The sequence below is a fragment of the Moraxella oblonga NBRC 102422 genome (genome assembly GCF_001598275.1).
Lineage (GTDB): Bacteria > Pseudomonadota > Gammaproteobacteria > Pseudomonadales > Moraxellaceae > Moraxella > Moraxella oblonga.
In genome coordinates, this window is sequence record NZ_BCYQ01000024.1 from 1 (window position 1) to 22,441 (window position 22,441).

At 34.9% G+C, this 22,441-nt stretch carries 19 protein-coding genes; 11 read left to right on the forward strand and 8 right to left on the reverse strand.

What is annotated here, in order from left to right:
- Window positions 1–314 precede the first annotated feature (314 nt).
- The 9 genes from MOB01S_RS12985 to MOB01S_RS12335 all read left to right on the forward strand — a co-directional run bounded on the left by MOB01S_RS12985 (window position 315) and on the right by MOB01S_RS12335 (window position 9,355).
- Window positions 315–455 (forward strand): hypothetical protein, encoded by a 141-nt coding sequence (locus tag MOB01S_RS12985; protein WP_439646418.1) that lies wholly within the window; start codon window positions 315–317, stop codon window positions 453–455.
- A gap of 281 nt (window positions 456–736) precedes the next feature.
- Window positions 737–1,687 (forward strand): type I-F CRISPR-associated endonuclease Cas1f, encoded by a 951-nt coding sequence (gene cas1f / locus MOB01S_RS07760; protein ID WP_066803478.1) that lies wholly within the window; start codon window positions 737–739, stop codon window positions 1,685–1,687.
- A gap of 13 nt (window positions 1,688–1,700) precedes the next feature.
- Window positions 1,701–5,021 carry a type I-F CRISPR-associated helicase Cas3f gene (gene cas3f, locus MOB01S_RS07765; RefSeq protein ID WP_066803481.1) on the forward strand — a complete coding sequence of 1,107 codons (3,321 nt, stop codon included), beginning with the start codon at window positions 1,701–1,703 and terminating at the stop codon, window positions 5,019–5,021.
- 9 nt (window positions 5,022–5,030) lie between these two features.
- The gene (locus tag MOB01S_RS07770) at window positions 5,031–6,323 is read left to right on the forward strand and encodes a type I-F CRISPR-associated protein Csy1 (RefSeq protein ID WP_084349666.1); all 1,293 of its coding nucleotides are present in this window, start codon (window positions 5,031–5,033) and stop codon (window positions 6,321–6,323) included.
- 3 nt (window positions 6,324–6,326) lie between these two features.
- Window positions 6,327–7,307 (forward strand): type I-F CRISPR-associated protein Csy2, encoded by a 981-nt coding sequence (gene csy2, locus MOB01S_RS07775; protein ID WP_066803494.1) that lies wholly within the window; start codon window positions 6,327–6,329, stop codon window positions 7,305–7,307.
- Window positions 7,308–7,356: 49 nt separating this feature from the next.
- Window positions 7,357–8,418, forward strand: a complete 1,062-nt coding sequence (gene csy3, locus MOB01S_RS07780) for a type I-F CRISPR-associated protein Csy3 (RefSeq protein ID WP_066803497.1) — start codon at window positions 7,357–7,359, stop codon at window positions 8,416–8,418.
- On the forward strand, window positions 8,415–9,008 hold the full coding sequence (gene cas6f / locus MOB01S_RS07785; RefSeq protein ID WP_157073931.1) for a type I-F CRISPR-associated endoribonuclease Cas6/Csy4: 594 nt from the start codon (window positions 8,415–8,417) through the stop codon (window positions 9,006–9,008). The genes csy3 and cas6f overlap by 4 nt, the downstream gene beginning before the upstream one ends.
- Window positions 9,009–9,071: 63 nt before the next feature.
- Entirely contained in the window at window positions 9,072–9,197 is a 126-nt protein-coding gene (locus MOB01S_RS12865) for a hypothetical protein (protein WP_281177236.1), read from the forward strand.
- Window positions 9,191–9,355 carry a hypothetical protein gene (locus MOB01S_RS12335; RefSeq protein ID WP_157073932.1) on the forward strand — a complete coding sequence of 55 codons (165 nt, stop codon included), beginning with the start codon at window positions 9,191–9,193 and terminating at the stop codon, window positions 9,353–9,355. The genes MOB01S_RS12865 and MOB01S_RS12335 overlap by 7 nt, the downstream gene beginning before the upstream one ends.
- Here the strand turns inward: MOB01S_RS12335 and MOB01S_RS07790 are convergent.
- From MOB01S_RS07790 to glmS, 5 genes are all read right to left on the reverse strand, one after another.
- Complete coding sequence (locus MOB01S_RS07790; RefSeq protein WP_084349667.1) at window positions 9,352–12,459, reverse strand: SNF2-related protein; 3,108 nt, start codon at window positions 12,457–12,459, stop codon at window positions 9,352–9,354. The genes MOB01S_RS12335 and MOB01S_RS07790 overlap by 4 nt on opposite strands.
- 8 nt (window positions 12,460–12,467) lie before the next feature.
- Window positions 12,468–13,901 carry an EH signature domain-containing protein gene (locus tag MOB01S_RS07795; RefSeq protein WP_066803506.1) on the reverse strand — a complete coding sequence of 478 codons (1,434 nt, stop codon included), beginning with the start codon at window positions 13,899–13,901 and terminating at the stop codon, window positions 12,468–12,470.
- Between the two features lie 3 nt (window positions 13,902–13,904).
- A complete protein-coding gene (locus tag MOB01S_RS07800) occupies window positions 13,905–14,573 on the reverse strand; it encodes an OmpA/MotB family protein (RefSeq protein WP_066803509.1) in 669 nt (222 codons plus the stop codon).
- Entirely contained in the window at window positions 14,573–16,744 is a 2,172-nt protein-coding gene (locus tag MOB01S_RS07805; RefSeq protein WP_169798132.1) for a poly(R)-hydroxyalkanoic acid synthase subunit PhaE, read from the reverse strand. Before MOB01S_RS07805 ends, MOB01S_RS07800 begins: the two co-directional genes overlap by 1 nt.
- Before the next feature lie 61 nt (window positions 16,745–16,805).
- Window positions 16,806–18,644 carry a glutamine--fructose-6-phosphate transaminase (isomerizing) gene (gene glmS / locus MOB01S_RS07810; RefSeq protein ID WP_066803515.1) on the reverse strand — a complete coding sequence of 613 codons (1,839 nt, stop codon included), beginning with the start codon at window positions 18,642–18,644 and terminating at the stop codon, window positions 16,806–16,808.
- Between the two features lie 189 nt (window positions 18,645–18,833).
- Between glmS and MOB01S_RS07815 the strand changes: the two genes are divergently transcribed.
- Entirely contained in the window at window positions 18,834–19,232 is a 399-nt protein-coding gene (locus tag MOB01S_RS07815; RefSeq protein ID WP_066803518.1) for a hypothetical protein, read from the forward strand.
- Window positions 19,233–19,368: 136 nt separating this feature from the next.
- Here MOB01S_RS07815 and MOB01S_RS07820 read toward each other — a convergent pair whose 3' ends face one another.
- Complete coding sequence (locus tag MOB01S_RS07820; RefSeq protein ID WP_066803520.1) at window positions 19,369–20,274, reverse strand: hypothetical protein; 906 nt, start codon at window positions 20,272–20,274, stop codon at window positions 19,369–19,371.
- Between the two features lie 565 nt (window positions 20,275–20,839).
- On the opposite strand from MOB01S_RS07820, the gene MOB01S_RS07825 reads away from it, so the two are divergent.
- Window positions 20,840–21,190, forward strand: coding sequence for a hypothetical protein (locus MOB01S_RS07825; protein ID WP_066803522.1), 351 nt, complete (start codon window positions 20,840–20,842; stop codon window positions 21,188–21,190).
- Here MOB01S_RS07825 and MOB01S_RS07830 read toward each other — a convergent pair.
- Window positions 21,185–21,796, reverse strand: coding sequence for a hypothetical protein (locus MOB01S_RS07830; RefSeq protein WP_066803524.1), 612 nt, complete (start codon window positions 21,794–21,796; stop codon window positions 21,185–21,187). The genes MOB01S_RS07825 and MOB01S_RS07830 overlap by 6 nt on opposite strands.
- 23 nt (window positions 21,797–21,819) lie before the next feature.
- Window positions 21,820–22,422, reverse strand: a complete 603-nt coding sequence (locus MOB01S_RS07835; RefSeq protein ID WP_066803527.1) for a hypothetical protein — start codon at window positions 22,420–22,422, stop codon at window positions 21,820–21,822.
- Between the last annotated feature and the right edge of the window lie 19 nt (window positions 22,423–22,441).

Genomic DNA, 22,441 nt, shown 5'->3' on the forward strand with positions numbered 1-22,441 from the left:
AGGGGCGAAGTGGACTTTGCTCTTACACCGCATATTTCTAAGCCACCTATGCGGTGTAAGAGAGAAAATGTAGGAAACTCTTACACCGCATAGGTTTCTAAGCCACCTATGCGGTGTAAGAGAATATAGTAGCTTTCTCTTACACCGCATAGGTTTTCTAAGCCACCTATGCGGTGTAAGAGGACGATGTCTAGCTCTCTTACACCGCATAGGTTTTCTAAGCCACCTATGCGGTGTAAGAGAATCAAAATAACTATTTCTAAGCCACCTATGCTTTCTAAGCCACCTATGCGGTGTAAGAGACCAAACGCATATTGCTCTTACACCGCATAGGTTTTCTAAGCCACCTATGCGGTGTAAGAGGGGGCGAAGTGGACTTTGCTCTTACACCGCATATTTCTAAGCCACCTATGCGGTGTAAGAGTGATTCTGCCATGAACTCTTACACCGCATAGGTTTCTAAGCCACCTATGCGGTGTAAGTAGATATTCTATAAAAGATAATCATAAAAATCAAGGTCTGACAACCCTTTTTGCCAAAAATACCAATGATTTTTTGACTATTTATAAGCCATTGATTTTATTAAGTTTTTAAATAGTAGCAAAAATAAAGGGTAAATTTACCATTTACTAATAACACAATTATAAAATAATTGCCACAAAAATTCAAACACATCTTGACAAATAAATATAAGTATGCTTTAATTTAAAAAAAATATATTTAAGTATGAGCAAGTATGGACATTCTCAAACCCACCGAACTCAAAGCTATTTTGCATTCCAAACGAGCCAATCTGTTTTATTTGGAGCATTGCCGAGTGATGCAAAAAGACGGTCGGGTTTTGTATTTAACCGAAGGCAAAAACGAAAATCTTTATTACAATATTCCCATTGCCAATACCACTTGTATTTTGCTTGGTACAGGCACTTCCATTACCCAAGCGGCAATGCGACTTCTGGCAAGTGCAGGCGTGATGGTGGGATTTTGTGGGGGCGGTGGTACGCCCCTTTTTAGTGCCTGTGAAATTGAATGGCTGTCGCCCCAATCTGAATATCGCCCAACCGAATATGTGCAGGGCTGGTTATCTTGGTGGTTTGATGATGAAAAACGCTTTATTCAAGCCAAAACATTGCAATTTAAACGCATAGAATTTATCCATAAAATTTGGCATAAAGACAAAGAATTTAAATCTTATGAATTTCATCAACAGATTGATGAATTATTATCCCATTATCAAAAAGCAATTCTCAAACAAAATAACAATACCGAATTATTAACCTTAGAGGGGCGAATGACCAAAGAGTTTTATAAAATCGCCGCTAAAAATACCAATAATGCTGGATTTCATCGTGATTTTGACAGCAGTGATAAAGCCAATGCCTTTTTAAATCACGGCAATTATTTAGCCTATGGGCTTGGGGCAACGACCGCTTGGGTGCTTGGCATTCCACACGGCTTTGCCCTAATGCACGGTAAAACACGGCGTGGGGCTTTGGTGTTTGATATTGCCGATTTGGTCAAAGATGCGATTGTCCTGCCGCTTGCCTTTATTTGTGCCAAAGACAATGCGACAGAACAAGAATTTCGTCAGGAAGTGTTAAATTATTTTACCGATTATCAGGTGCTTGATTTTATGTTTGAGGTGGTTAAGGATTTAGCACTGAAAAAAGATTTTCAGGCTGCCTGAAAAAGGAAAATCAATGAATGTCATCTTTATTTCCCAATGTCAGAAAAAAGCGCTTTCTCGCACTCGTAAAATATTGGACGCTTATGCCAATCGTATAGGCGATAACACTTGGCAAACGGCAATCACCGAAGAGGGCTTAATGATGGTCAAAAAATTATTACGCCAAACGGTGAGTAAAAATACCGCTGTGAGTTGCCATCGTATTGTTACCAGAAATCGCACTGAATTGGTTTGGATAGTTGGCAGTAAATCACAATTTAATGAAAATGGCTATGTACCCGTAAATCGTACCCAAAAAGACTTTTCTATCTATCAAGACAATCATTTATGGCAAAACTTGCCTGTTATTGCGTTGGCTTCGGCAATAGCAGGGCTATTTCACGATTTTGGAAAGGCCAATGATTTATTTCAACAAAAATTAAATCCAAAGATTAAAACCAAAAATTATGAACCCTATCGCCACGAGTGGGTTTCTTTTCAATTATTTATCAGCTTTGCTAAAAATAAAAGCAATGAACAATGGCTTAATTTATTAGCCAACCCCAAAAATATTGATGAAACCGCCATCATCAAAAACATTGATGACAAAAATAATTTTAAGGCATTTGCTCAATTAAGCGATTTTGCTAAATTGGTTGCTTGGTTGATTGTTTCTCATCATCGTTTATTGCATTATCCATCTCATCAAGACAATAATCCTTCATTTGATTTACTTAATAAATATAATGATATTTATAACTTGCTAGATATGAATTGGAATTCATCAAATTATGATAAATTTGATAACAATACCAAACAATTAAATTGGCAATTTAATAATGGCTTACCTTTTAATAGTACAAAATGGCAAACCAAAGCCCAAGAAATTGCCAAAAATGCCTTAAATCATTTAAACCAGCTCAATGATTTTCATTGGGAAAATGACCATTTGACGACTCATTTGGCTCGTTTGGCATTGATGTATGCTGACCATCATTATTCATCACAAAATGCCAACACTTATTTTCAAGACCCCAATTATTGCGTCTATGCCAATACGGATAAAAATCATCAATATAAACAAACTCTTGATGAACATAATATTATGGTGGCTCATCACGCCCATCAATTTAGCCAAAAATTACCCTTATTGATATCCAATTTGCCCTATCTTCATTCCAATAAAACATTAGAAAATGGCTTACCAACCAATCCAAATGAAACACAAAATTATGAATGGCAAAATCAATCTTATCATCTTGCCAAAACTTTAAGTATTCGTGCCAATGAATGCGGTTTTTTTGGTATCAATATGGCTTCCACAGGCAAAGGTAAAACCCTTGCCAATGCTCGGATTATGTATGCTTTGGCAGATAAGCAAACAGGATTGCGATTAAGTATTGCGTTGGGACTTCGCACTTTAAGTCTGCAAACAGGCAGTGCCTTAAAATCTTTATTAAACATTGATGATGAAATCGCCACTTTAATTGGTTCAAATGCGGTTTTGCAATTATTTAATAAAAATAATGAAACACACAATACAAAGTTATTAAAACAACAACAGCAATTATTGGAGGATTTAGAACGCACCACATTGGCTTATCGTGGCAGTGAAAGTTTAGATGACGATAATGAATTGGAATCATTTGCCATTGATTACGATGATATTGCATTAGATGAAAAAGACCCACTTTATCAACTGTTTAAAAATAAACCAAAATACCAAAAGCTATTGCACGCTCCCATTGTGGTCAGCACCATTGATTATTTAATGCCTGCTACTGAAAGTTTGCGTGGTGGCAAGCATATTGTACCAATGCTTCGTTTACTAAGCAGTGATTTGGTGCTTGATGAACCTGATGAATTTGGCATTGATGATTGGTTTGCTTTAACTCGTTTGGTGCATTGGGCAGGAATGCTGGGTTCAAAAGTATTGTTATCCAGTGCCACCATTGCTCCTGCTATGGCACAAACTTTATTTGAAACCTATCAAAATGGTCGCCAAATTTATCAAAAAAATATGTCGGGACACCATCAGCATAAACCGATTGTATGTGCTTGGTTTGATGAATTTGGTGTGCAAAGCAATGAAATTGGTAATAATGAAGAATACAAAAAACAACACGGTCAATTTATTAAAAAACGCATTGGTAAGTTACAACAAAATCAAAATATCAGCCAGCGTGCTAAAATTGTGCCTATCATTAAGGAAAACCCAAATGATACCGTTTTTAAAGCAATGGCAGACACCATTTTTAAAACCATATTAACCGCCCATCAATCACACCATCAATCAAATAATGACATTTATATTTCTTTTGGTGTGGTGCGATTTGCCAATATCAATCCTTTGGTAGCAGTTGCTCAATTATTAATAAGTAAAGATTTGCCCGATGATGTTTGCGTGCATTATTGCGTGTATCACAGCCAATTTACCCTTGCCAAAAGGGGAATAATTGAACAAAAACTAGACCGTATTTTAAATCGCAAAAACAGCGATGACATTTTCAGACAGCCTGAAATCAACAACGCCATCAATCAAAATCCCAACGCCAAACACCATATTTTTGTAGTGTTAGCGACTTCGGTGTGTGAAGTGGGACGAGACCACGATTATGATTGGGCGATTGCCGAGCCTAGCTCTATGCGTTCCTTAATTCAATTATCAGGGCGAGTGCAACGACATAGAAAACAAGTGGTTGATTCTGAAAATATTTATATTTTAAATGAAAACATTAAAGTCTTAAAGGGCAAAAGCATTGCTTATCATCGTCCTGGTTTTGAAAGTAAAAAATATTCATTGGCTCATCATCAATTAGACCAATTATTAAAACCAGAACACTATCAAAACATCAATGCCATTGTTTCTATTGCACGAGTGAATCCTAGTCCAAGTCCCTATCAAAACTTAATTCAATTGGAACACAGCGTACAATGGGCGTATTTGGCAGGCGAAAATGGCGAGAATAATTGTGCCAATATTTGGTTTAAACAGCCTGTCAATTGGCTTGGCGAAATACAAAGACAACAGCCTTTTCGTCAATCCTCTCCTGAAATTTCAATGGTCTATCAAGATAATTCTCGTGGTTTTCTATCGTGGTTTGAATACAAATATACTGATAAAAACCAGTTAATAGAAAGTAGCAAGATTATTGATATTGGTGATTTAAATTTTGGTAAAAATAGCCACAGTTGGTTTGAATACGATGATGGGCAAATTTATGATGAATTGGTACAACTGCTTAATAAACCAATGGCTTATATACAAAAAGTATATGGGCAAATTCAAGTTGCAAACAATGATAAACAATTGTATTATCAACCTATATTGGGTGTTTTTGCAAAAACAGAATAAAGGGCTTAAATGATGATAGATGAAACAAAAATGATTCAATTGGCACAAGAGGCAATATCGGCATTTTTATCTGATAAAATTGCCAAAACCATTGAGCAAAAACAAAAGAAAGAAAAAGAGAAATTTACCGCAGAAAATGAACAAGAAATCCGTGAAAAATATGAAGCCAGTTATTGGCTGAATTATGTTGTACAAAATATTGATAAGGTGTTTTTGAATGTTAGCCATATTGCTAAATTAACTCATTCTAGCAGTCAAGCGATTAACATTAAAGATGCCATTAAACAGGATAAACATTGCCATTTAATCAGCACCCAAACCGCTAATGCAACTATGTTGGATAGAGGTTATGCCGATGCCAAATATGCCCCCATTGCTGAGTTTTTAACCTACCCGATTACTGAATTCAATAAACAACTGGGCGAGATTTTATGTGAAAATGAGCAATGTTTTGCCAAAATTTGTGATGATGAAACACAAAGAATAATATGGCGAGATGCCATTAAAGGTGCATATACTGCCCAAAAATTAAGTTCCCACACTTTGGCAAAACAAATTTATGTGCCTGTATCTGATGATTGTGAATATCATTTATTATCGCCGATGTATTCTAGTTCGTTGGCACAGCATATTTTTGAAAGCATTAAAAATGCCCACGATAAAGACAATCCTGCCAAACTTGCCAAACAAAAAGGCAAATATCATCAAAATGAAAGCATTTATTTTCCCAATATTGCCACACTTGCCACCACCAAAAGCAATCATCAAAATGCATCTTTTTTAAATGGGCAAAGAAGTGGGCAATTATATCTATTTTCAGCACAAGCACCAAAAATCAAACATAATCCCAATCCACCAAACAATATAGAGCGTTTATTAAGTTTGTGTTATTTTGACTGCCAAGACGAATTAAAAGAAATCAGAAATTTATTGTCTGTGGTGGATAAAAAAGCGCTTTTTTTGAATGATGATAGAAAAAACGCTTTAATTGAACATATTCAAACCGTTGGCGAACATATTTTAAATCAAATGTCTGTGATTTATAACAGTCAGCCAAGCGGTTGGACAAAAGATATTGATATGCCAATCGCATTAAAGCTCTTTTTGGATAAAGAAGCAAATCGGCAATTTTCTTTTTCCCAGCCTGAATTGATGAAACAAATCACACAATTATCCACTCCAATTGCTAAGTGGATTAGTGAAAAAACCCATCAAAATCGCATTTTGGCATTAGAAAAAGTTTATATGAAAATCATCAATGTGGTATTGCAATCGCATTATTGGGTATTACAAGCGGAGTAAAAAATGGCATCATACATTTTGTTAGAAAGGCTTAAAGTAGAAAATGCCAATGCACTGGCGGGTATGACTTATGGCTTTCCTGCACTCACTTCTTTTTTGGGTTTTACCCACGCTTTATCACGAAAATTTAGCGCAGAATTTGGGAATGCTTTTACAGGCTGTGCTATTTTTTGCCACGATTATGAATTAAATGCTTATCAAGATTATTATGTTAAGTTCATTCAAAATCGTTGTCCGCCTTCTACTTTAAAAGGCAAAAGTGCTGATGCCAAAAGCCCCGCACCCATTATTGAAGAAGCCAAAATGGATATGACGGTATCTGTATTGTTGCAATGTGATAAGTCCCTATCTACCAATCTTGATAATATAAAAAATTATATTCTTCGCCTTAAACAATGGATTTATTCTTCTCGTTTGGCAGGGGGTTCTATCCATCATATCAATGACATTAAACTATTGGGCGATGATATTAAAAAATTAAAAAAATATATCTTGCCCAGTTTTGTATTATTAGATGCCAGCCATTATTTACAAGAACACGAACAATATTGTCTAAATCACCATATTGATAAAAATGCCTTTGATAGATGGACAGACTTTTTTTCATTTAAATATCAAGCCATTCAAAACCACAATGATGACAGCGATGAACACAATGAAGTCCTCTGGCAACGCATTATTCCACCTAATAAAAAAGGTTGGATTGTACCGTTAATGCTTGGATTTAAAGGCATTAGCCCATTATATCCACCAGAGCAAGTAGAAAATTTGCGAGACCACCGTTATCCATTTCGTTTTGTGGAAGCCATTCACGGTTTGGGTGAATGGAAAAGCAGTCATCGTATTGATGATATGCACAGTTTGATTTGGCGATATGATTGCCGTGATGAATGGTATTTATGCCGCCAAAAACCGCAAATCCAACAACCAATTTTTGATGTCAATCAGATATTTAATGATGACGAAGAAGACCTTCAATTTTAACCCATTTTGCATTTAATCTTTTAATTTTCATTGAATTGGAGTAAGTATTATGGTAAAAGCAAGCAAAAAGAAAACCAATGGCGAAAATAATGCCCCTGTACCAAGTGTATTGGCATTTAGTCGCAAAATTGAACCCTCCGATGGCTTAATGCAAGCAGGTCTTTGGAATGCTGATGTAGCACAATTATCCCAGCAAACTTGGCAAAACATTGAATTGCACGACAAAAGCAATCGTGGTGTCAAAAGCCAATATGGTGTGGCAAATGAAGAAAAACATCAACCCAACTTGGTGCGTGGCGATGATGCCAGCCTGCCACCGCATTTGGATACTTTAAGGGTGTCGTTTACGGTCAAATTTTTGGGCGATATTGCCACCGCCACCGCCAATAATGAACCTGACTTTGGCATAAAGCTGGCTAAAAAAATCAAAGAATATCAAGATGAAATTGGATTTTTACCGTTGGCTCGCCGTTATGCCCAAAATTTGGCAAATGGTCGCTTTTTGTGGCGAAATCGTGTTGGAGCAGAAAGCGTTTGGGTCAAAATCAGCGACAGCGAAAATGCCAATAAATCTTGGGAGTTTGGCTCATTAAGCCTTGATTTGCACGATTTTGATGTAAAAAATGAACAACTTGATGATTTGGCAAAGTGCATTGCCGAAAGTTTTGTTGCTACAGGCAAGTATTTGTTGTTAAAGGTAGAAGCCTTTGTCAAAGTAGGTTTGGGGCAACGGGTATTCCCATCACAAGAAATGCGTGAAAAAGACAAGGACAATAAATCCAAGTTTTTATATCAAATCAAAACGCCAAATGGTTTATGTGCTGGTTTGCATTCTGAAAAAATCGGTAATGCCATTCGCACCATTGATACTTGGTATGACTTTCCACAAGCAGATGATTTGTTTGACAAGACAGTTAAGCCTGCCATTGCCATTGAGCCTTATGGCTCTGTACCGACACAGGGTCAAGCCTATCGCAGAAACGCAAGTGAAGGAGATTTGTATAGCTTGATGGCAAATTGGTTAAGTGATGATGGCAACATCAGCACCGAACAAAAGCATTTTGTGGTGGCAAATCTGATTCGTGGTGGCGTATTTGGTGGCAAAGAATGATGAAATTTTATCAAGAACTCACGCTCTTGCCTGATGAAGAAAATGATTTGTACTTTTTGTGGAGCAAGATTTACACCCAAATCCACATTGCTTTGGCGGATAGACAAAATAAGTACGGCAACCAAACGATTGGGGTATCTTTTCCCCAATATCGCTGCGGTAAAGATTTTGGCACACTTGGGGCAAAACTGCGTGTGTTCGCCCCAAGTGAAGATGAGTTAAATCAGCTTAATCTGGCACAATGGCTGGACAGATTAGGCGATTATGTGCATTTAAAATCGGCGCAAGCCGTACCGCAACATCATCGCCACGCCATTTTTAAACGCCATCGCCCCAAAGAATTGCAAAAAGTGGCACAGCGTTTTGCGGATTTTAAGGGTATTGATTTTGAGACAGCCCTAACACATTGCCAAAATCATAAAGCAAAACCCCAAAATTATCCTTTTATTGAACTTCAAAGTGAAACTTCAAAAAAAGAAAACAAAGACCCCAATTTTAGACTATACATCGCCAAACAAGCGGTAGAAACGGCTGTCTCTGGCGAGTTTGGGGCGTATGGTCTGGGTGGTGGGAGTGTGCCTGAGTTTTAGCACTCTCCCCTTTTGTCCTACTCCACCGTGACACTTTTCACCAGATTTCTTGGCTTAACGATTATGCTAGGCTTTATTTCCTTTGCTTTGGTGCTGGGTGCATCTGCGGTGGGAACAGGTTTTAAGTGGTATGAGCTGTCTTTTTTGACCACCACCGATTTGGCAGGTGGGCTGAATTTGCGGTGGTAAGCCTGTGGAACAGTTCTTTAAATATACCTTTGATTGTGGCGGTGGGCGTAACTTGCAATGCTAAGATTTTCACTCCTGTCTACGGTGCTCATCGCAATTATCACAACTGGGGTGCTTCGGCAGATGGGGTATTGATGGGTGGGGATTTAAAAACCTAAACCCCTAAATCAAATCTGCCCAATAGCAACAATAAATCATCCAACTCAATCAACCCAACCCTATGTTGTTTTGCCATATTTTTTGAATGTTCATTAAAATAAGTATTGGTAACTGCAATCAGTTCATCAGCTTCGTACACTACTTTTGCTTGATTGATAAGCCCAATAATTGCCTCTTCATTTCTATTTTTACCATTTTTGGAGTGTTTGCATTGAATAGCAATAATTGTATCATCTTTTTTGGCAATAATATCCGCCCCATAGTCCTCTTCTCCAATAGCGGTTAATTGACATTCAAATCCTTGTTTTTCATATAACTCTTTAATAAGTTCTTCAAATGCTTGCCAAGATAAGTTTTTTAATTGTTCACTAATCAATTTATTGGGTGATGAATGAATGACTGTACTAGCAATTTCATCAAGCGTAATATTTTTAGGTGGAATTAAAAATCCTGCCGTTTGTCTTTTTTGACTAATTAGCTCGTGTACCGCCCTATCAATGGTTTGTTTTTGATTTCCATCATTTTCTAGCAATCGTTTCATATAATTATCTGATAACTCACTAATTAAATAATGAATATAAACATCTTTTTGCTGCCCAATGCGATAGGCTCTATCACTGGCTTGGTCTTCTTTGGAGGCATTCCACCAGCGTTCATAATGAATCACATTATTGGCACTGGTAATCGTCAATCCCACCCCAGCCGATAAAGGCGACAAAATAATCACACCAAATCCATTGATGTTATTAAATTTTTCCAAAATCAATTCCACCTTATCAGAGCTGTTGTTGTCTCCGTTAATAATTGGCACATCTAAATTAAATGTGTTATCAATACCAAATTTGATTAAATCTTGCACTGCTCTTTGAATAATAAAAATAATGACCTTTTCTTTTTTATTTTCAATATCTCTTAATAAATTTAATAATGCTTTGGTCTTGCTAAATTTGTCTAATTGAATGGCATTATCCAAACCACCACTTAGGGAAAATTGCTTTAATTTATGCAGCCTACTTAAAGCCATTTCATTGGCATCTAAATATTCTATATATTGATGGCTTTCATTATCATCAAAAGGAATATAATGTACCTGTTCTATCTTTTTGGGCAATTCTTTTAAATAGTCTTTTTTAAGACGGCGTAGTAGATAATTAGAGGCGTGTTGTCTTAAACGCTGTTCTGTTTGACTGATTTCATTTTGTTTATCCACATACATTTTTCTAAATGTTTTCCAGCTACCAAAATGCTTTGGGTCAAAGACATCAAATAATGCCCATAAATCTTTTAACTCATTTTCAATTGGTGTGCCTGTTAATAACACACTAAAATCCACTTCACTACTAATTGCACGAGCTGCTTGTGAAATTTGAGCATTAGGATTTTTAATTTTGTGAGCTTCGTCATAGACCACACAGCCCCAATGAAAATCTTTTTGAGCAAAACTAAATTGATAATTAGATAATGTTTCATAAGAGGTAATGAGTATATCAAAATCTAATTGTAAAAATTTTTGAATATCAAAGCTATTATAAATGCCCTGCTGGCTCTTATTCACCTGTTTTCTATTTGCCAAATCCCTACTACGGATAATACGAATGTTAATATCTTGATAAACCGATGCTTTTAAAAACTTTTCAAATTCATTTTTCCAATTATCCAGCAATACGGTTGGTGCAACAATTAAAATACGTTTATCTTTAAAATCATCACTGATATTTAATAAATAGTTTAAAAATGCAATCACCTGAAAAGTTTTTCCAAGCCCCATATCATCAGCCAAAATACCGCCACGAAATTTATTTTGGTATAAATCAATGAGCCAATTTACCCCTTGTATTTGATAAGATTTTGGTTCAAAGCAAGGTTTGAAGTGATGATATATATCCCCTTTTTTATTATTATTTGTATCAATCTGACTTAAATTTTTGACAGCTGTATGATAGAAATTGACTTCAAATTCATCATTTGGGTCAATACTTATTACAACTTTATTAGGATTTGGCGTTCTTTGTGCCATATTGAGAATGGTATTGATTGATGATTTAGCAATTCCAAAACTTTCTTTTGGAAAATATTCTCCTGCTAATAAAATATCGCCCTTATTTTTAATAACTGCCTGTTCTATCTTTTCTTTAAAACTCTTAATATCATCAACGGATTTATTTTGGCAAATCTCTTTAATTTTATTTTTTACTTCTTTAACATATTGCATATCGCCACTGCCTAATAAGGCTTTGGCGATTGGCGAATCCAGCGATTTTGAACCAAAATACCCAACATAAGGCTCGCCCATACCCAAAATACGGTAGCTATCAAAATAAATAGGCAAATCCTCTTGATTTTCATCATCAACCAAAATGAACGGAGCGGGATTTTGGATAAATTTTGTCACATCATCTTTGGCAATTACCCCAACATCAGACAAACGCTTATATGCTTCAATGTCTTTTTTGTGCATAATATGACGCACACGGTAAGGTTTACTATTAGAAGTTTTGACCTCCACCAGCATTTTAACATCATTGCTATTTAATATTTGTGATTGATATTCTTTTTGTTTTTGCTCGCCAATACCTGTAATTAACGGAGAGATGGTTGCCGTACCATCATCATTGATTGTCATATCAATATGCAGTGGCGAGACGGCAATAATCTCATCACCTTTGGGCAAGCCTTCAAGCTCAATACTGTTTTCATTTTTCTTGGCAATTTCTAAAATGTACCAAAATAAACTTTCATCATAGGTTTGTTGATATTTGTTATTTTTTATAATAAGTTCAAACATTATTTTTGGTAAAATAAATGTCAATCCCTGATAATTTATTAAAGAACCATCAATCTCAAAATGGTTAATTTTCTGTTTAAACCCATCTTTAAATGATAATTCAAAATGAAATGGCTTAGGGTAAGGCTTAAATTTGACTACCATTGTCCCATCAAAAAAATCTGGTGCATCTAAATAAGCCAGCTGTCTGTCTTCAAGTTTATAAATATCTTTATCATCAATGATTAAAGTATCGTTTTCAATCTTTGCCAAATTATCTAATAATAATTGCTTGGCAACACTCTTTTTAAATTCACTGTTTAAAATAAATTTCATCATAAACCTCCCTAAATAATAGACTGATTGGCATTATGTAAATGCTCTTTGATTTTTTGTAGGCGATGTTTATCCTCTTTTAAGATAATATCTTCTAATTTAACCTTAATACCAAAATTATCTGCAATATATCCCCTTACTAAGTTTTGCCAATAGTAATCACTTGAATTGATATGATTATAATCTTGTATCAATAACTTATTTACAGAACCTCTATAAAACTCATCATAATTATATGTTTTTTTACTTAAATCAATAGGATTTTTAGAATAAAAACGCAATTTGGCACTGTGCGTTCCCTCAATCACACAAAAATGACCAAAATCCATAAAAATACAAGATCGATGTGCATCATTTAATTTGCTGTAAATTTCTGGCGATAAATCAAACTCTTTTGCTATTTCTGAATTATTCATTTTAATAAATCCTATACCAGATGAATTAATCATTACTTTTGCATATTGAATATGTTTGGTGTATTGTAGCCAAAATTGACGGCGATATTGATAAATGGCATCACCTTGACCATCAGTCATACTGGTCAAGAATTTTTCAACAATGATGATTGACAGTCTAGTTCTTAGCCAATGATAATATTCTTCACCAATCCTAAACCAGCGATTTTGATGACGCATAATTCGTGGGTCACCAATATTTTCTGTTATAAATTGAGTCCATTTATCACCAATGATATTGACTTCTTTACACTTTTTGAGCACTAAATAAGCAGTTTCTTCCAATAGAGTACGCCCACCTACCATCACATTTTTATGAATTAAAATTTCTTCTAAGGTATGATGAATATCATCATTATATTGGTTGGCTTGCCAACTTTTTACTTTCTCCAATAAAAAAATAATCTGAATTCGTTGCCAAATTTCAAATTTTTTTAAAAAACCCATCTGTTTATAAATATTATCCAAATCTTTATATTTATATATAATATGATATAAATCACCTATTATAATTTCTGTATTTTGTTTGGCTTTGGTTAATAGCATATTTTTGCCATCATATTCTTTGATGAGTTTATTTAATAGTGTATAAAAATACACTCTTTCTTTTTGGGATAAAGATTCAATAGAATAATAACGACTATAATAGAGATATAATAATTTCTTAGCAATTAAATTTTTATAATCATCATTTAATTGTTCACTAATGGCTTTAAATAGATGATTAAACTTTGATTTTTCAATCAACAATCTTAACACATCATTATCATAAGAGACTTCTTGTGTTAATACTGATAATACTCTACGAATGTCATTTTGATTATAAAATATAATCTCATTATTTTGACTATATACATAAGCCAACAGCATTCTTTTTAATCGCTCATAGTCTTTACCAGACTCTTTACCTTGCCCGATTTGTTTTAATTTTTCGCTGGCATTTTCTAAGGCGGTTAAAAAATGACGGCTTGGGTATTGGTGGTTTAGCATTTTTTATTCCAACTTTGGACTGGTTAACGCAAAAAACAATTCAATTCTTCTGTTTTTGGCTCGCCCCACATCACTGTCATTATCACTAATGGGACGAGTATCGGCATAGCCACTATAAGAAAATAAATAACGCCCATCACGATTCACCATTTCTTTGATATTTACCCCATTATCCATCATCAGATAGGTGTTAATGGCTCGCTGAGCGGATAATTCCATATTTGTCCATCTTCTGCCATAATTGATACTAATCGGTACATTATCAGTATGACCTTCTATAAATATAGTATCAATCGCTTGCTGGTATTTTTTATTTTGCATTTTGGTTTTAATTTCTTGGGCAATTTGCATAATGGCTTGTTGTCCATCTTGATTTAAATCCGCCGAACCCACTGCAAAAAATGCGTCTGATTTAATTCTCATATTGCCATTTTTTGGGTCAATGTCCACATTGATATTTTTGTGTTTTAAGCTGGTTTGTAAATCTACCAATAATTCACTTCTGGCATTAAAACTTTCTTCAAATTTATCCGACTTTTGGGTAAATGAGTAAATGGTATAAGCCAAAATAATAATAAAAATAAATAGCAAAGAAGTCATCAAATCAGAAATGGAGATCCAATAATGACCATCGTCTTGATGTGTGTTTGCATTTAGGGTGGATTGTCTCATCATCTACCCCTTAACTTTTCATTTAATACTTCAATGGTATCATTTAAATCAGCAATCGCCCCTGACAACTCTGTGGCAAAATTACCAAGAGAACCATCAAAATTAGCAAAGGTTGTATCAATCAGTCCATTGGCTTTTTCAATAAAGACTTTAACCATTCTGTCATATTCTGCCAAATTGCTTTGGATATGCTCATCACTTTTCACTTTATAAGCATTTAAGCCATTTTCTACTTCTTGTAAAATTTGTTTGATATGATTTTGCATATCACCCAATACTTGCTCAACAAACTCATCTGTTTTGCCTTGATAACCTTCAAGAGCCGTTATCCAAGTAGTCATTAGCTCATTATTTTTGGTTAATAGGTTATTATGCTCTTTGGATAATTTATCATAGGTATTGCCTGCATTATTTGATATTTGTTCAATGCTTTTAACAATTTTGTCTAATTCACTAGGAATCAGCTGTAATTTTGTACGCACATCATCAATCCCTTGATTAAACTGATTGACCGTACTGGTGAATTGATTGCTGACATTTTCCAATTTGGTAGAACTGCTTTCTAGTCTATCACTTGCTGATAGGGTATTTTGAGCAGAGTCTTTTAGATTGCCTGTTGCTGTTTCAAAAGCTTGTAAATGTGTTGGTAGATTTTCTAAATGCGTTTTGGCATTAGTCATTAAAGCATTAAAATTATCCAAAGTTTGTTGAATTGGTTTTAGTGCTTTTACAATATCGTCCCCTGCTTGTTCAGCACTTTCTTTGATGCTATTGCCAGCTTCTTCATTTTTAGTAGCTTGCTGATCAATTTTATTTTGAATGCTGTCTAATAAGGTGGTCATTTTTTCATTTAAACTACCTACATCATTATTTAATGTATCGGCAACACTGGATATATTGGTAATCGTATTTTTAATACTGTCTGCATCTGCTCCTGTGGATTTTTTCATTTCTTTCATAAAATCATCTAAGACTTCCTTTAATTGTTTAGAAAAATCCTGTGAAGTGCCTTTGACCATCTCTTTAATGGCATTATGCACACTATCTTCTGGACTACCGCCAATATTAGTAACCAATGTTTGTATTTCTTTATTCATCGCCTCGCCGATGGCACTCGATAACCCTTCTTGTAACTGACTACTAAGATTATTTGCCATATCCATCGCCAGACCATTTAAGGTATCTAGTTGTTCTTGTTGTTTGCTTGTGATTTCTTCTAATTTATTATCAAGTGTCTTTTTTAACTCTGTCACACTATCATTGATGGTAGTTTGAACATTGATAGAATGATTTAAAAATTCTATGGATTTATTTTGAAATTCATTATTATTTTTATATTGATTGGCTAATATATCAAAAATACCTTTTAGGGCGGTTTGGCTTTCGCTATGGTTTTTATTTAAAATACCAGCCAATTCATTAAAGTCTGATTGGATGATGTTTTGGTGATTATCAAAACTAGTATGAATAGAAGTTAATAAATTTTCATTGTTTTTAAAGAAGTTTTTATTTTGGTGATAATGAGCTTTGTCAATATGTTCTAAATCTAATAATGTTTGTTCAGAAATGGCAAGCGGATAATTATCATTTAATTTATTTTGAAACTGACTGATTAAATGACTTGCTTTACTTGTCATTTTCTTTTCATAAATACTAAAACCAATAGATAAACCAAGTCCCCAGATTGATGAGGCAAATTTTGCTCCTGAGGCGTGAATCAGTTCATTCATCGAGGATTGTAATTTTTCGGTATCTTCTAAATTAAGCTGAACCAAGCCATAAAACAAGCCGACAAAAGTCCCAAGCAATCCCAAGCTTAATAATAGTGATGAGATATGACTAAAATGAGACTTGCCAATGCGGTCAAAAACGGTATTGAGATTAAAAAATTGACTGCTGTCATAAATACGATAGTAAGTATTTTGTGGTGTTTTTATGAGATGTTTTTGGAAGTTTTGCCACGCATTTTGTAGATTGCGATTAAAATATTCGTCTTGATGATCATCAAAAGTCTCTAATATGTTCTTTTTTGACTTATAATCATAAATGCCAGCAACCACCTGATACAAAAAAATCAACAAAAGAATGGCTACAGCAATGGTAATAATCCAATCGCTAGGCTCGGTACCAGAAAAAGGCAATAATTTGATAAAAACTCTAAGCAGATCCATACAAAGTAGGTCTCTTTTTAAAAATAAGGGCAATAAAACATTGCCCTTATTATACATCAATTTACTCCACCGTGACACTTTTCGCCAAATTTCTAGGCTTATCCACATCTGTCCCCTTTGCTAAGGCACAATGATAGGATAAGAGCTGAACACCCACCGTATGCACAATCGGTGATAATACCCCAATATGGCGAGGCGTGCGGATTAAATGCACTTTGTCATCGGCACTAAATTCGGTATCAAGGTCGGTAAAGACAAAGAGTTCGCCACCACGAGCCGAAACCTCTTGCATATTGGCTTTGACTTTGTCAAGCAGGGCATCATTAGGGGCGATGACCACCACAGGCATATTATCGTCCACCAGTGCCAAAGGACCGTGCTTTAATTCGCCAGCAGGATAGGCTTCTGCGTGGATATAAGTGATTTCTTTTAATTTTAACGCCCCCTCCAATGCAATCGGATAATGAATGCCACGCCCCAAGAACAAGGCAGACGGCTTGGCGGCAAATTTAGATGCCCACGCCACAATTTGCGGTTCTAGATTTAGAGCGTGCTGAACATCATTGGGCAAATGACGAAGTTGGGCGATAAAATCTTGTTCCATTGCTTCATCAACAAAGCCACGCAGTTTGCCCAAAGTTACCGCAAGTCCAAACAAAACAACGAGCTGTGTGGTAAAGGCTTTGGTACTTGCCACGCCAATTTCCGCCCCTGCACGAGTATAAAGCACAAGTGTGCTTGCTCTTGGTAGGGCAGATTCCATCACATTACAAATGGATAGACTGTACTTATGCCCTTGATTTTGGGCGAATTTTAAGGCTTCCATCGTATCTAGCGTTTCACCAGATTGGGAGATAGTAATGATAAGCTCTTTGGGGTTTGCTATCACATCACGATAGCGGTACTCGCTGGCGATTTCTACATCGGTGCGGATTTTGGCAATACTTTCTAACCAATATTTTGCAGTTAAAGCCGAATAATAGGAAGTGCCACATGCCAAAATCTTGATGCTGTCAATGTCTTTAAAAATCGTTTCAGCATTTTCGCCAAAGTTAATGGCATCAAAACCACCGTCCAAAAACACTTCGGCAGTATCGCTAATGGCTTTGGGCTGTTCGTAAATTTCCTTTTGCATAAAGTGGTTATAACCGCCGAGCTCCAAACTTGCTAATGAAATTGAAGAAGTTTTGACCGCACGATTGACTGCTTGCCCTGTTTTGTCAATCATCTTGATAATGCCATCTGCATTTAATAGAGCAATGTCGCCATCTTCTAAATAGCTGATTTTGCGAGTAAATGCAATCACCGCCGATACATCAGAGGCAATAAAAGTCTCATCATCGCCAAAGGCAACGAGTAGTGGACAACCCATTCTGGCAACGACCATCTCATTGGGATTATCGTGAGCAATGACGGCAATGGCGTACGCTCCATGAAAGTTTTGGGCAGCCTGCTTAACCGCCAAAAACAAATCACCACCGTTATTCATATATTCGTGTTTGATGCTGTGGGCGATGACTTCGGTGTCGGTTTGCGATTCAAATTCATAGCCCAAGTTTTGCAAACGAGCCTTCTCACTTTCAAAATTTTCAATAATACCGTTATGCACCACCGCAATCAGACCGCCTGAGATGTGTGGGTGAGCGTTGGGTTCTGTAACACCACCGTGTGTTGCCCATCTAGTATGCCCAATGCCAAGCGAGCCAGTTAAGCCTTTAGCCGTTGCAGCATCTTGCATATTTTGCACACGCCCAACACGGCGTACACGAGCGATTTTATCAGGCGTATGCACTGCAATGCCTGATGAATCATAGCCACGATATTCAAGGCGTTTTAGCCCATCAGTTAAAAAGTCTACAATATTGGAATGGCGACGAATGCCACCGACGATACCGCACATAAAAAGTTCCTTAGTATCAAGTTTGAGAGATGATAATTTATTGGGATAAATTATCGGAAAAATACCTTACTCCAAATCGTTAAGTAAGGGAATTTATATTATAGCAGGTTTTGTAAAAATTCTTAATAAGAAATTTGCTTGATAAATGTAGCTGTTCTTGTTAGAATGAAATCATTTTTAGGGTGTTTTATGAAATTAAAACTTTTGTTTATAGTGATAAGCCTTGCACTGTCTGCTTGTCAAAGTTTTTATAATAAAGAAAATTCTGAGATTTATATGAGCAATCAACAAAATCCAACCCCTACTTATAAATATTATGCACTGGGTGGTGAACACAATAAAAATCCAGATGAAATTATGGAAAAAATAGAAATAGACAATATAAGACTTTCTCAATTTTTATCTAAGTATTCTTATGAGTTTAATGTGTTTATAGCTGTTGATGATAGTGTTAGTGTATTGCCTGAGTTCTCTGTTAATGCACAAAATACATCTTATCGCCAAATTCTTGAATCTATGCTAGAACAATTAAATTTGACTTATACAATGAAAAAAGATGACCATATGATTATTGACAAAATAAAATAAGTATAATATGCAAACAACTGACTATTAAACGCCAAATTCAAAAACGGTGCGTGGTACGCACCTTACGGCTTATCGGAAAAATACCTTACTCCAAAGCGTTAAGTAAGGGAATTTATATTGTAGCAGGTTGAGACAATCAATCCAAATCAATAATTTCTAGATATTCTAAATTCTCTAACATAAAGTTGATATGTTTAGCTTGTGAATTTAATGCAGGTGTATCAGCTAGAATAAAAACCTTTTTTGGTTTTCTATTCATTTTATCCATATTTTCTGTATTAAATTTTTTGTAGGGATAATTTTCTACCAATCTTTTTGCAACAAAAAATGTTGGTTGAACTTGTTTATTTCCTTGCTTGTTTGGTTTTAAACCATCATCGCACAAAAAATTGTCAAATTTAATTTGATAAAATTCATCATACTTATTAACCCAAGCCTTACCCCAATAAATCCTCCAACAATCTTGCTCCAAATCATTAAGGCTTTGTCCTTTAATTTCAATAAATAAATCTTGCAAAGAAATATCTTCTGAATAAGGATTTGGTAAGCTAACCTCAAAGTTTTCACCTTTTAAGAATGCTACAACCAACGAACTTACTTTTCTTGAATTGATTTGTATGGATTTGTTATTGCCATTAATATGGTTGGTTTTTTGGTTTTTTCTTACACTGGAATTGCTTTCATCATTGTGTTGATTGCCTTGCTCTTTTGCGGTCGCTTGTGTCAAATTAATTCTAACTTTATTGGGAAAAACTTCAATGCCACCGTATAAATCTTCTTCCGTCTGGGTTTGTGATTTCCTTGCTTTTTCATCATTTCCTTGTTTGCAACCCAATTTATGGTCTTCTACCGATTTAAAATAAGGGTCTCGTTTTCTATCTTTTTTTGGTTTTTCCAAATTGGCACAAGTGATTGCAATGCCACATTCTGGGCAACGAAAATTCTTTTGACTTGTGATTTTGTTTTCTTTAAAGGCAATATCTGCTTGTGTTGAATTAATTTCCAGTTTTAAATCTAAGGAATAGGCATATTCTAAGCTCATATTTGCTCCCAAATAAATTATTAATTTTTTAACAAAACCACCCACCCAAATTGGGCAGATGGTTTATTATAAACACTTTTTGAGTATTATTAAAGCACTTAATATATTTAGATAAAAGATTGGGTATAAAATTATTTTATCCATTAAAAAATCTACAATATTGAAATGGTAATAAATGCCCCCTACGATACTGTATATATAAAGTTTCTTAGTATCAAGTTAAAAAAAGACAAATCCACCCCAAAGTATTAGGTTGATTTGTCTTTTATGATACGCTAAGTAAGGCAAATTTTAACGACTTTTTAAGACCGCAACCGCATAATCCAATGCCTCAAAAATGGTTTTGTGCTTTTGTTCATCATCATCAAGCGTTGGATTAAATTCGGTAATTTCAAACAATCCAACTTGGGTAATAATAGTGCCTGTTCAAAAATTGTTCGTATTGCCACCACTTCATAGCCTTGTGGTTTGGGCGTGCCTGCGGTGGAGTGGCTAATCTTTATATTATAGCAGGTTTGTGATAAAATTGAGTAAATTTTAATAAATTGATAATAAAACAATCCCGATGAAAGATGACTTTATAGATTGTTTGGTTTGGGCAACCATTACCATTTTTGCCAACGACGGACAAAAAGGGCGAAATACTCCCATTATATCAGGCTATCGCCCCAATCACGCTTTTATTTATAACGGCGATGATGACAATGGTAAACCACTTTATCAAGCAGTAATGGGTCAAATTACCTTATTAGATAGAGAAATTTTAGAATTAAATACCCCTGCTTTGGTAGAAATTCGTTTTATTATTAATGATGAAATGTGCCAAAAAATTAAAAAAGGATTTTGCTGGCGGATTTATGAAGGGGGGAATTGGGTTGGTGTTGGGGAAATTTATGAAGTGCTTAGAGTTTTATAAGGTTCCTTCTAGCCATAAATAGTCGCCTTTATTCAAAGTTTCTTTTGTCCATTCTATCAATTTTTGAGCAAATTGTTGTTCTTTTATATTATTAAAAGATTGATTTTGGATATTATTGATAATTTGACTTACTTCCTCTTTATCAAAAATATGCACGCCACAGTAGTCAAATCGCTCAATATCATCAAAACCCCCCTTAACTTTAATGGGAAATATGGCTTTAAAACTCTCTACCACACAATCAAAATCATCATTATAAATAAAAATACAAACATTATCATCAATCTTATCAAAATTACTTGTCAATCCTCTTAAAATAAAACCGCTTGGGTGGCTTGACTTTATGTTCTCATCTACCCTTAAATGACATACAGTCTGTTTAATATCTTTAATGGCTTTTTGGGTATTACCTTGATATTTTTGATAATACTTTTTGGCAGTTTCATTATCACAATGGGTTGCTTCAATAATTTTATCAAGATTTATTTGATGATAATATTGCTGACATAACATCAAATCCGTACCACAATGCTTGGTTAATTCAATGGCAGTTTTTAAAGGAATGTTTAATGTCGCTCTTAATGTTTTGATAAAGCTAAGAGTCATTTGATTTGCTCCTAATATTATTTTTATAAACCAATATAGTCATTAAAAGCTTTTATAAAAAGATGTTGTAATTCATTATCTAAAAATTTTTTCGCCCATTGTTCGCTAAATCGTTGAATTGCCAAAACATCACTATAAATTTTATCAAAAGCTTGGTTAAATTTCTGATAAGAAATTTTTAATTCAAAAATGTCTTGGCTTGGTTTAATTGACATTTCACTATCAGAAACAATGATAATATGGCTATCTGTATAAGAAACCTGCGGTGTTGGGTCGTGTCCCAACCAAATATTTGGCTTTTCACCTTTACAAATATCCGCCCATTCTTTAAAGTCGGAAAATTCAGAGCAACAAGATGGACTAATAACCTTATCGCCCATTGTTAAACGAAGTCCGCCACTTAATGCCGTTTCTTCATTGGCGATATTATCAATAAATTCTTTATCAATTGCTTGTCCGTCATAGCAATAATTTAACCAACTGGCAATAAAAGTATTAAAAGTGATTTCATTAATGTCTTTATCCAAAACAATATAATTCCCCCAACCTTGATGGTTTAAAATGGGAGAATAAATATCATCCGCATTGCCAATTCTTTGTTCAAATACCGGTTCTAGTTTTAGCATATTTATCCTTACTTGATTG

Excerpts from the sequence above, each read along its gene's own strand:
- cas1f (WP_066803478.1), top strand. The coding sequence starts at position 737 with ATGGACATTCTCAAACCCACCGAACTCAAAGCTATTTTGCATTCCAAA.
- cas3f (WP_066803481.1), top strand. The coding sequence starts at position 1,701 with ATGAATGTCATCTTTATTTCCCAATGTCAGAAAAAAGCGCTTTCTCGC.
- MOB01S_RS07770 (WP_084349666.1), top strand. The coding sequence starts at position 5,031 with ATGATGATAGATGAAACAAAAATGATTCAATTGGCACAAGAGGCAATA.
- csy2 (WP_066803494.1), top strand. The coding sequence starts at position 6,327 with ATGGCATCATACATTTTGTTAGAAAGGCTTAAAGTAGAAAATGCCAAT.
- csy3 (WP_066803497.1), top strand. The coding sequence starts at position 7,357 with ATGGTAAAAGCAAGCAAAAAGAAAACCAATGGCGAAAATAATGCCCCT.
- cas6f (WP_157073931.1), top strand. The coding sequence starts at position 8,415 with ATGATGAAATTTTATCAAGAACTCACGCTCTTGCCTGATGAAGAAAAT.
- MOB01S_RS12865 (WP_281177236.1), top strand. The coding sequence starts at position 9,072 with ATGCTAGGCTTTATTTCCTTTGCTTTGGTGCTGGGTGCATCTGCGGTG.
- MOB01S_RS07790 (WP_084349667.1), bottom strand. The coding sequence starts at position 12,459 with ATGATGAAATTTATTTTAAACAGTGAATTTAAAAAGAGTGTTGCCAAG.
- MOB01S_RS07795 (WP_066803506.1), bottom strand. The coding sequence starts at position 13,901 with ATGCTAAACCACCAATACCCAAGCCGTCATTTTTTAACCGCCTTAGAA.
- MOB01S_RS07800 (WP_066803509.1), bottom strand. The coding sequence starts at position 14,573 with ATGAGACAATCCACCCTAAATGCAAACACACATCAAGACGATGGTCAT.
- MOB01S_RS07805 (WP_169798132.1), bottom strand. The coding sequence starts at position 16,744 with ATGGATCTGCTTAGAGTTTTTATCAAATTATTGCCTTTTTCTGGTACC.
- glmS (WP_066803515.1), bottom strand. The coding sequence starts at position 18,644 with ATGTGCGGTATCGTCGGTGGCATTCGTCGCCATTCCAATATTGTAGAC.
- MOB01S_RS07815 (WP_066803518.1), top strand. The coding sequence starts at position 18,834 with ATGAAATTAAAACTTTTGTTTATAGTGATAAGCCTTGCACTGTCTGCT.
- MOB01S_RS07820 (WP_066803520.1), bottom strand. The coding sequence starts at position 20,274 with ATGAGCTTAGAATATGCCTATTCCTTAGATTTAAAACTGGAAATTAAT.
- MOB01S_RS07825 (WP_066803522.1), top strand. The coding sequence starts at position 20,840 with ATGAAAGATGACTTTATAGATTGTTTGGTTTGGGCAACCATTACCATT.
- MOB01S_RS07830 (WP_066803524.1), bottom strand. The coding sequence starts at position 21,796 with ATGACTCTTAGCTTTATCAAAACATTAAGAGCGACATTAAACATTCCT.
- MOB01S_RS07835 (WP_066803527.1), bottom strand. The coding sequence starts at position 22,422 with ATGCTAAAACTAGAACCGGTATTTGAACAAAGAATTGGCAATGCGGAT.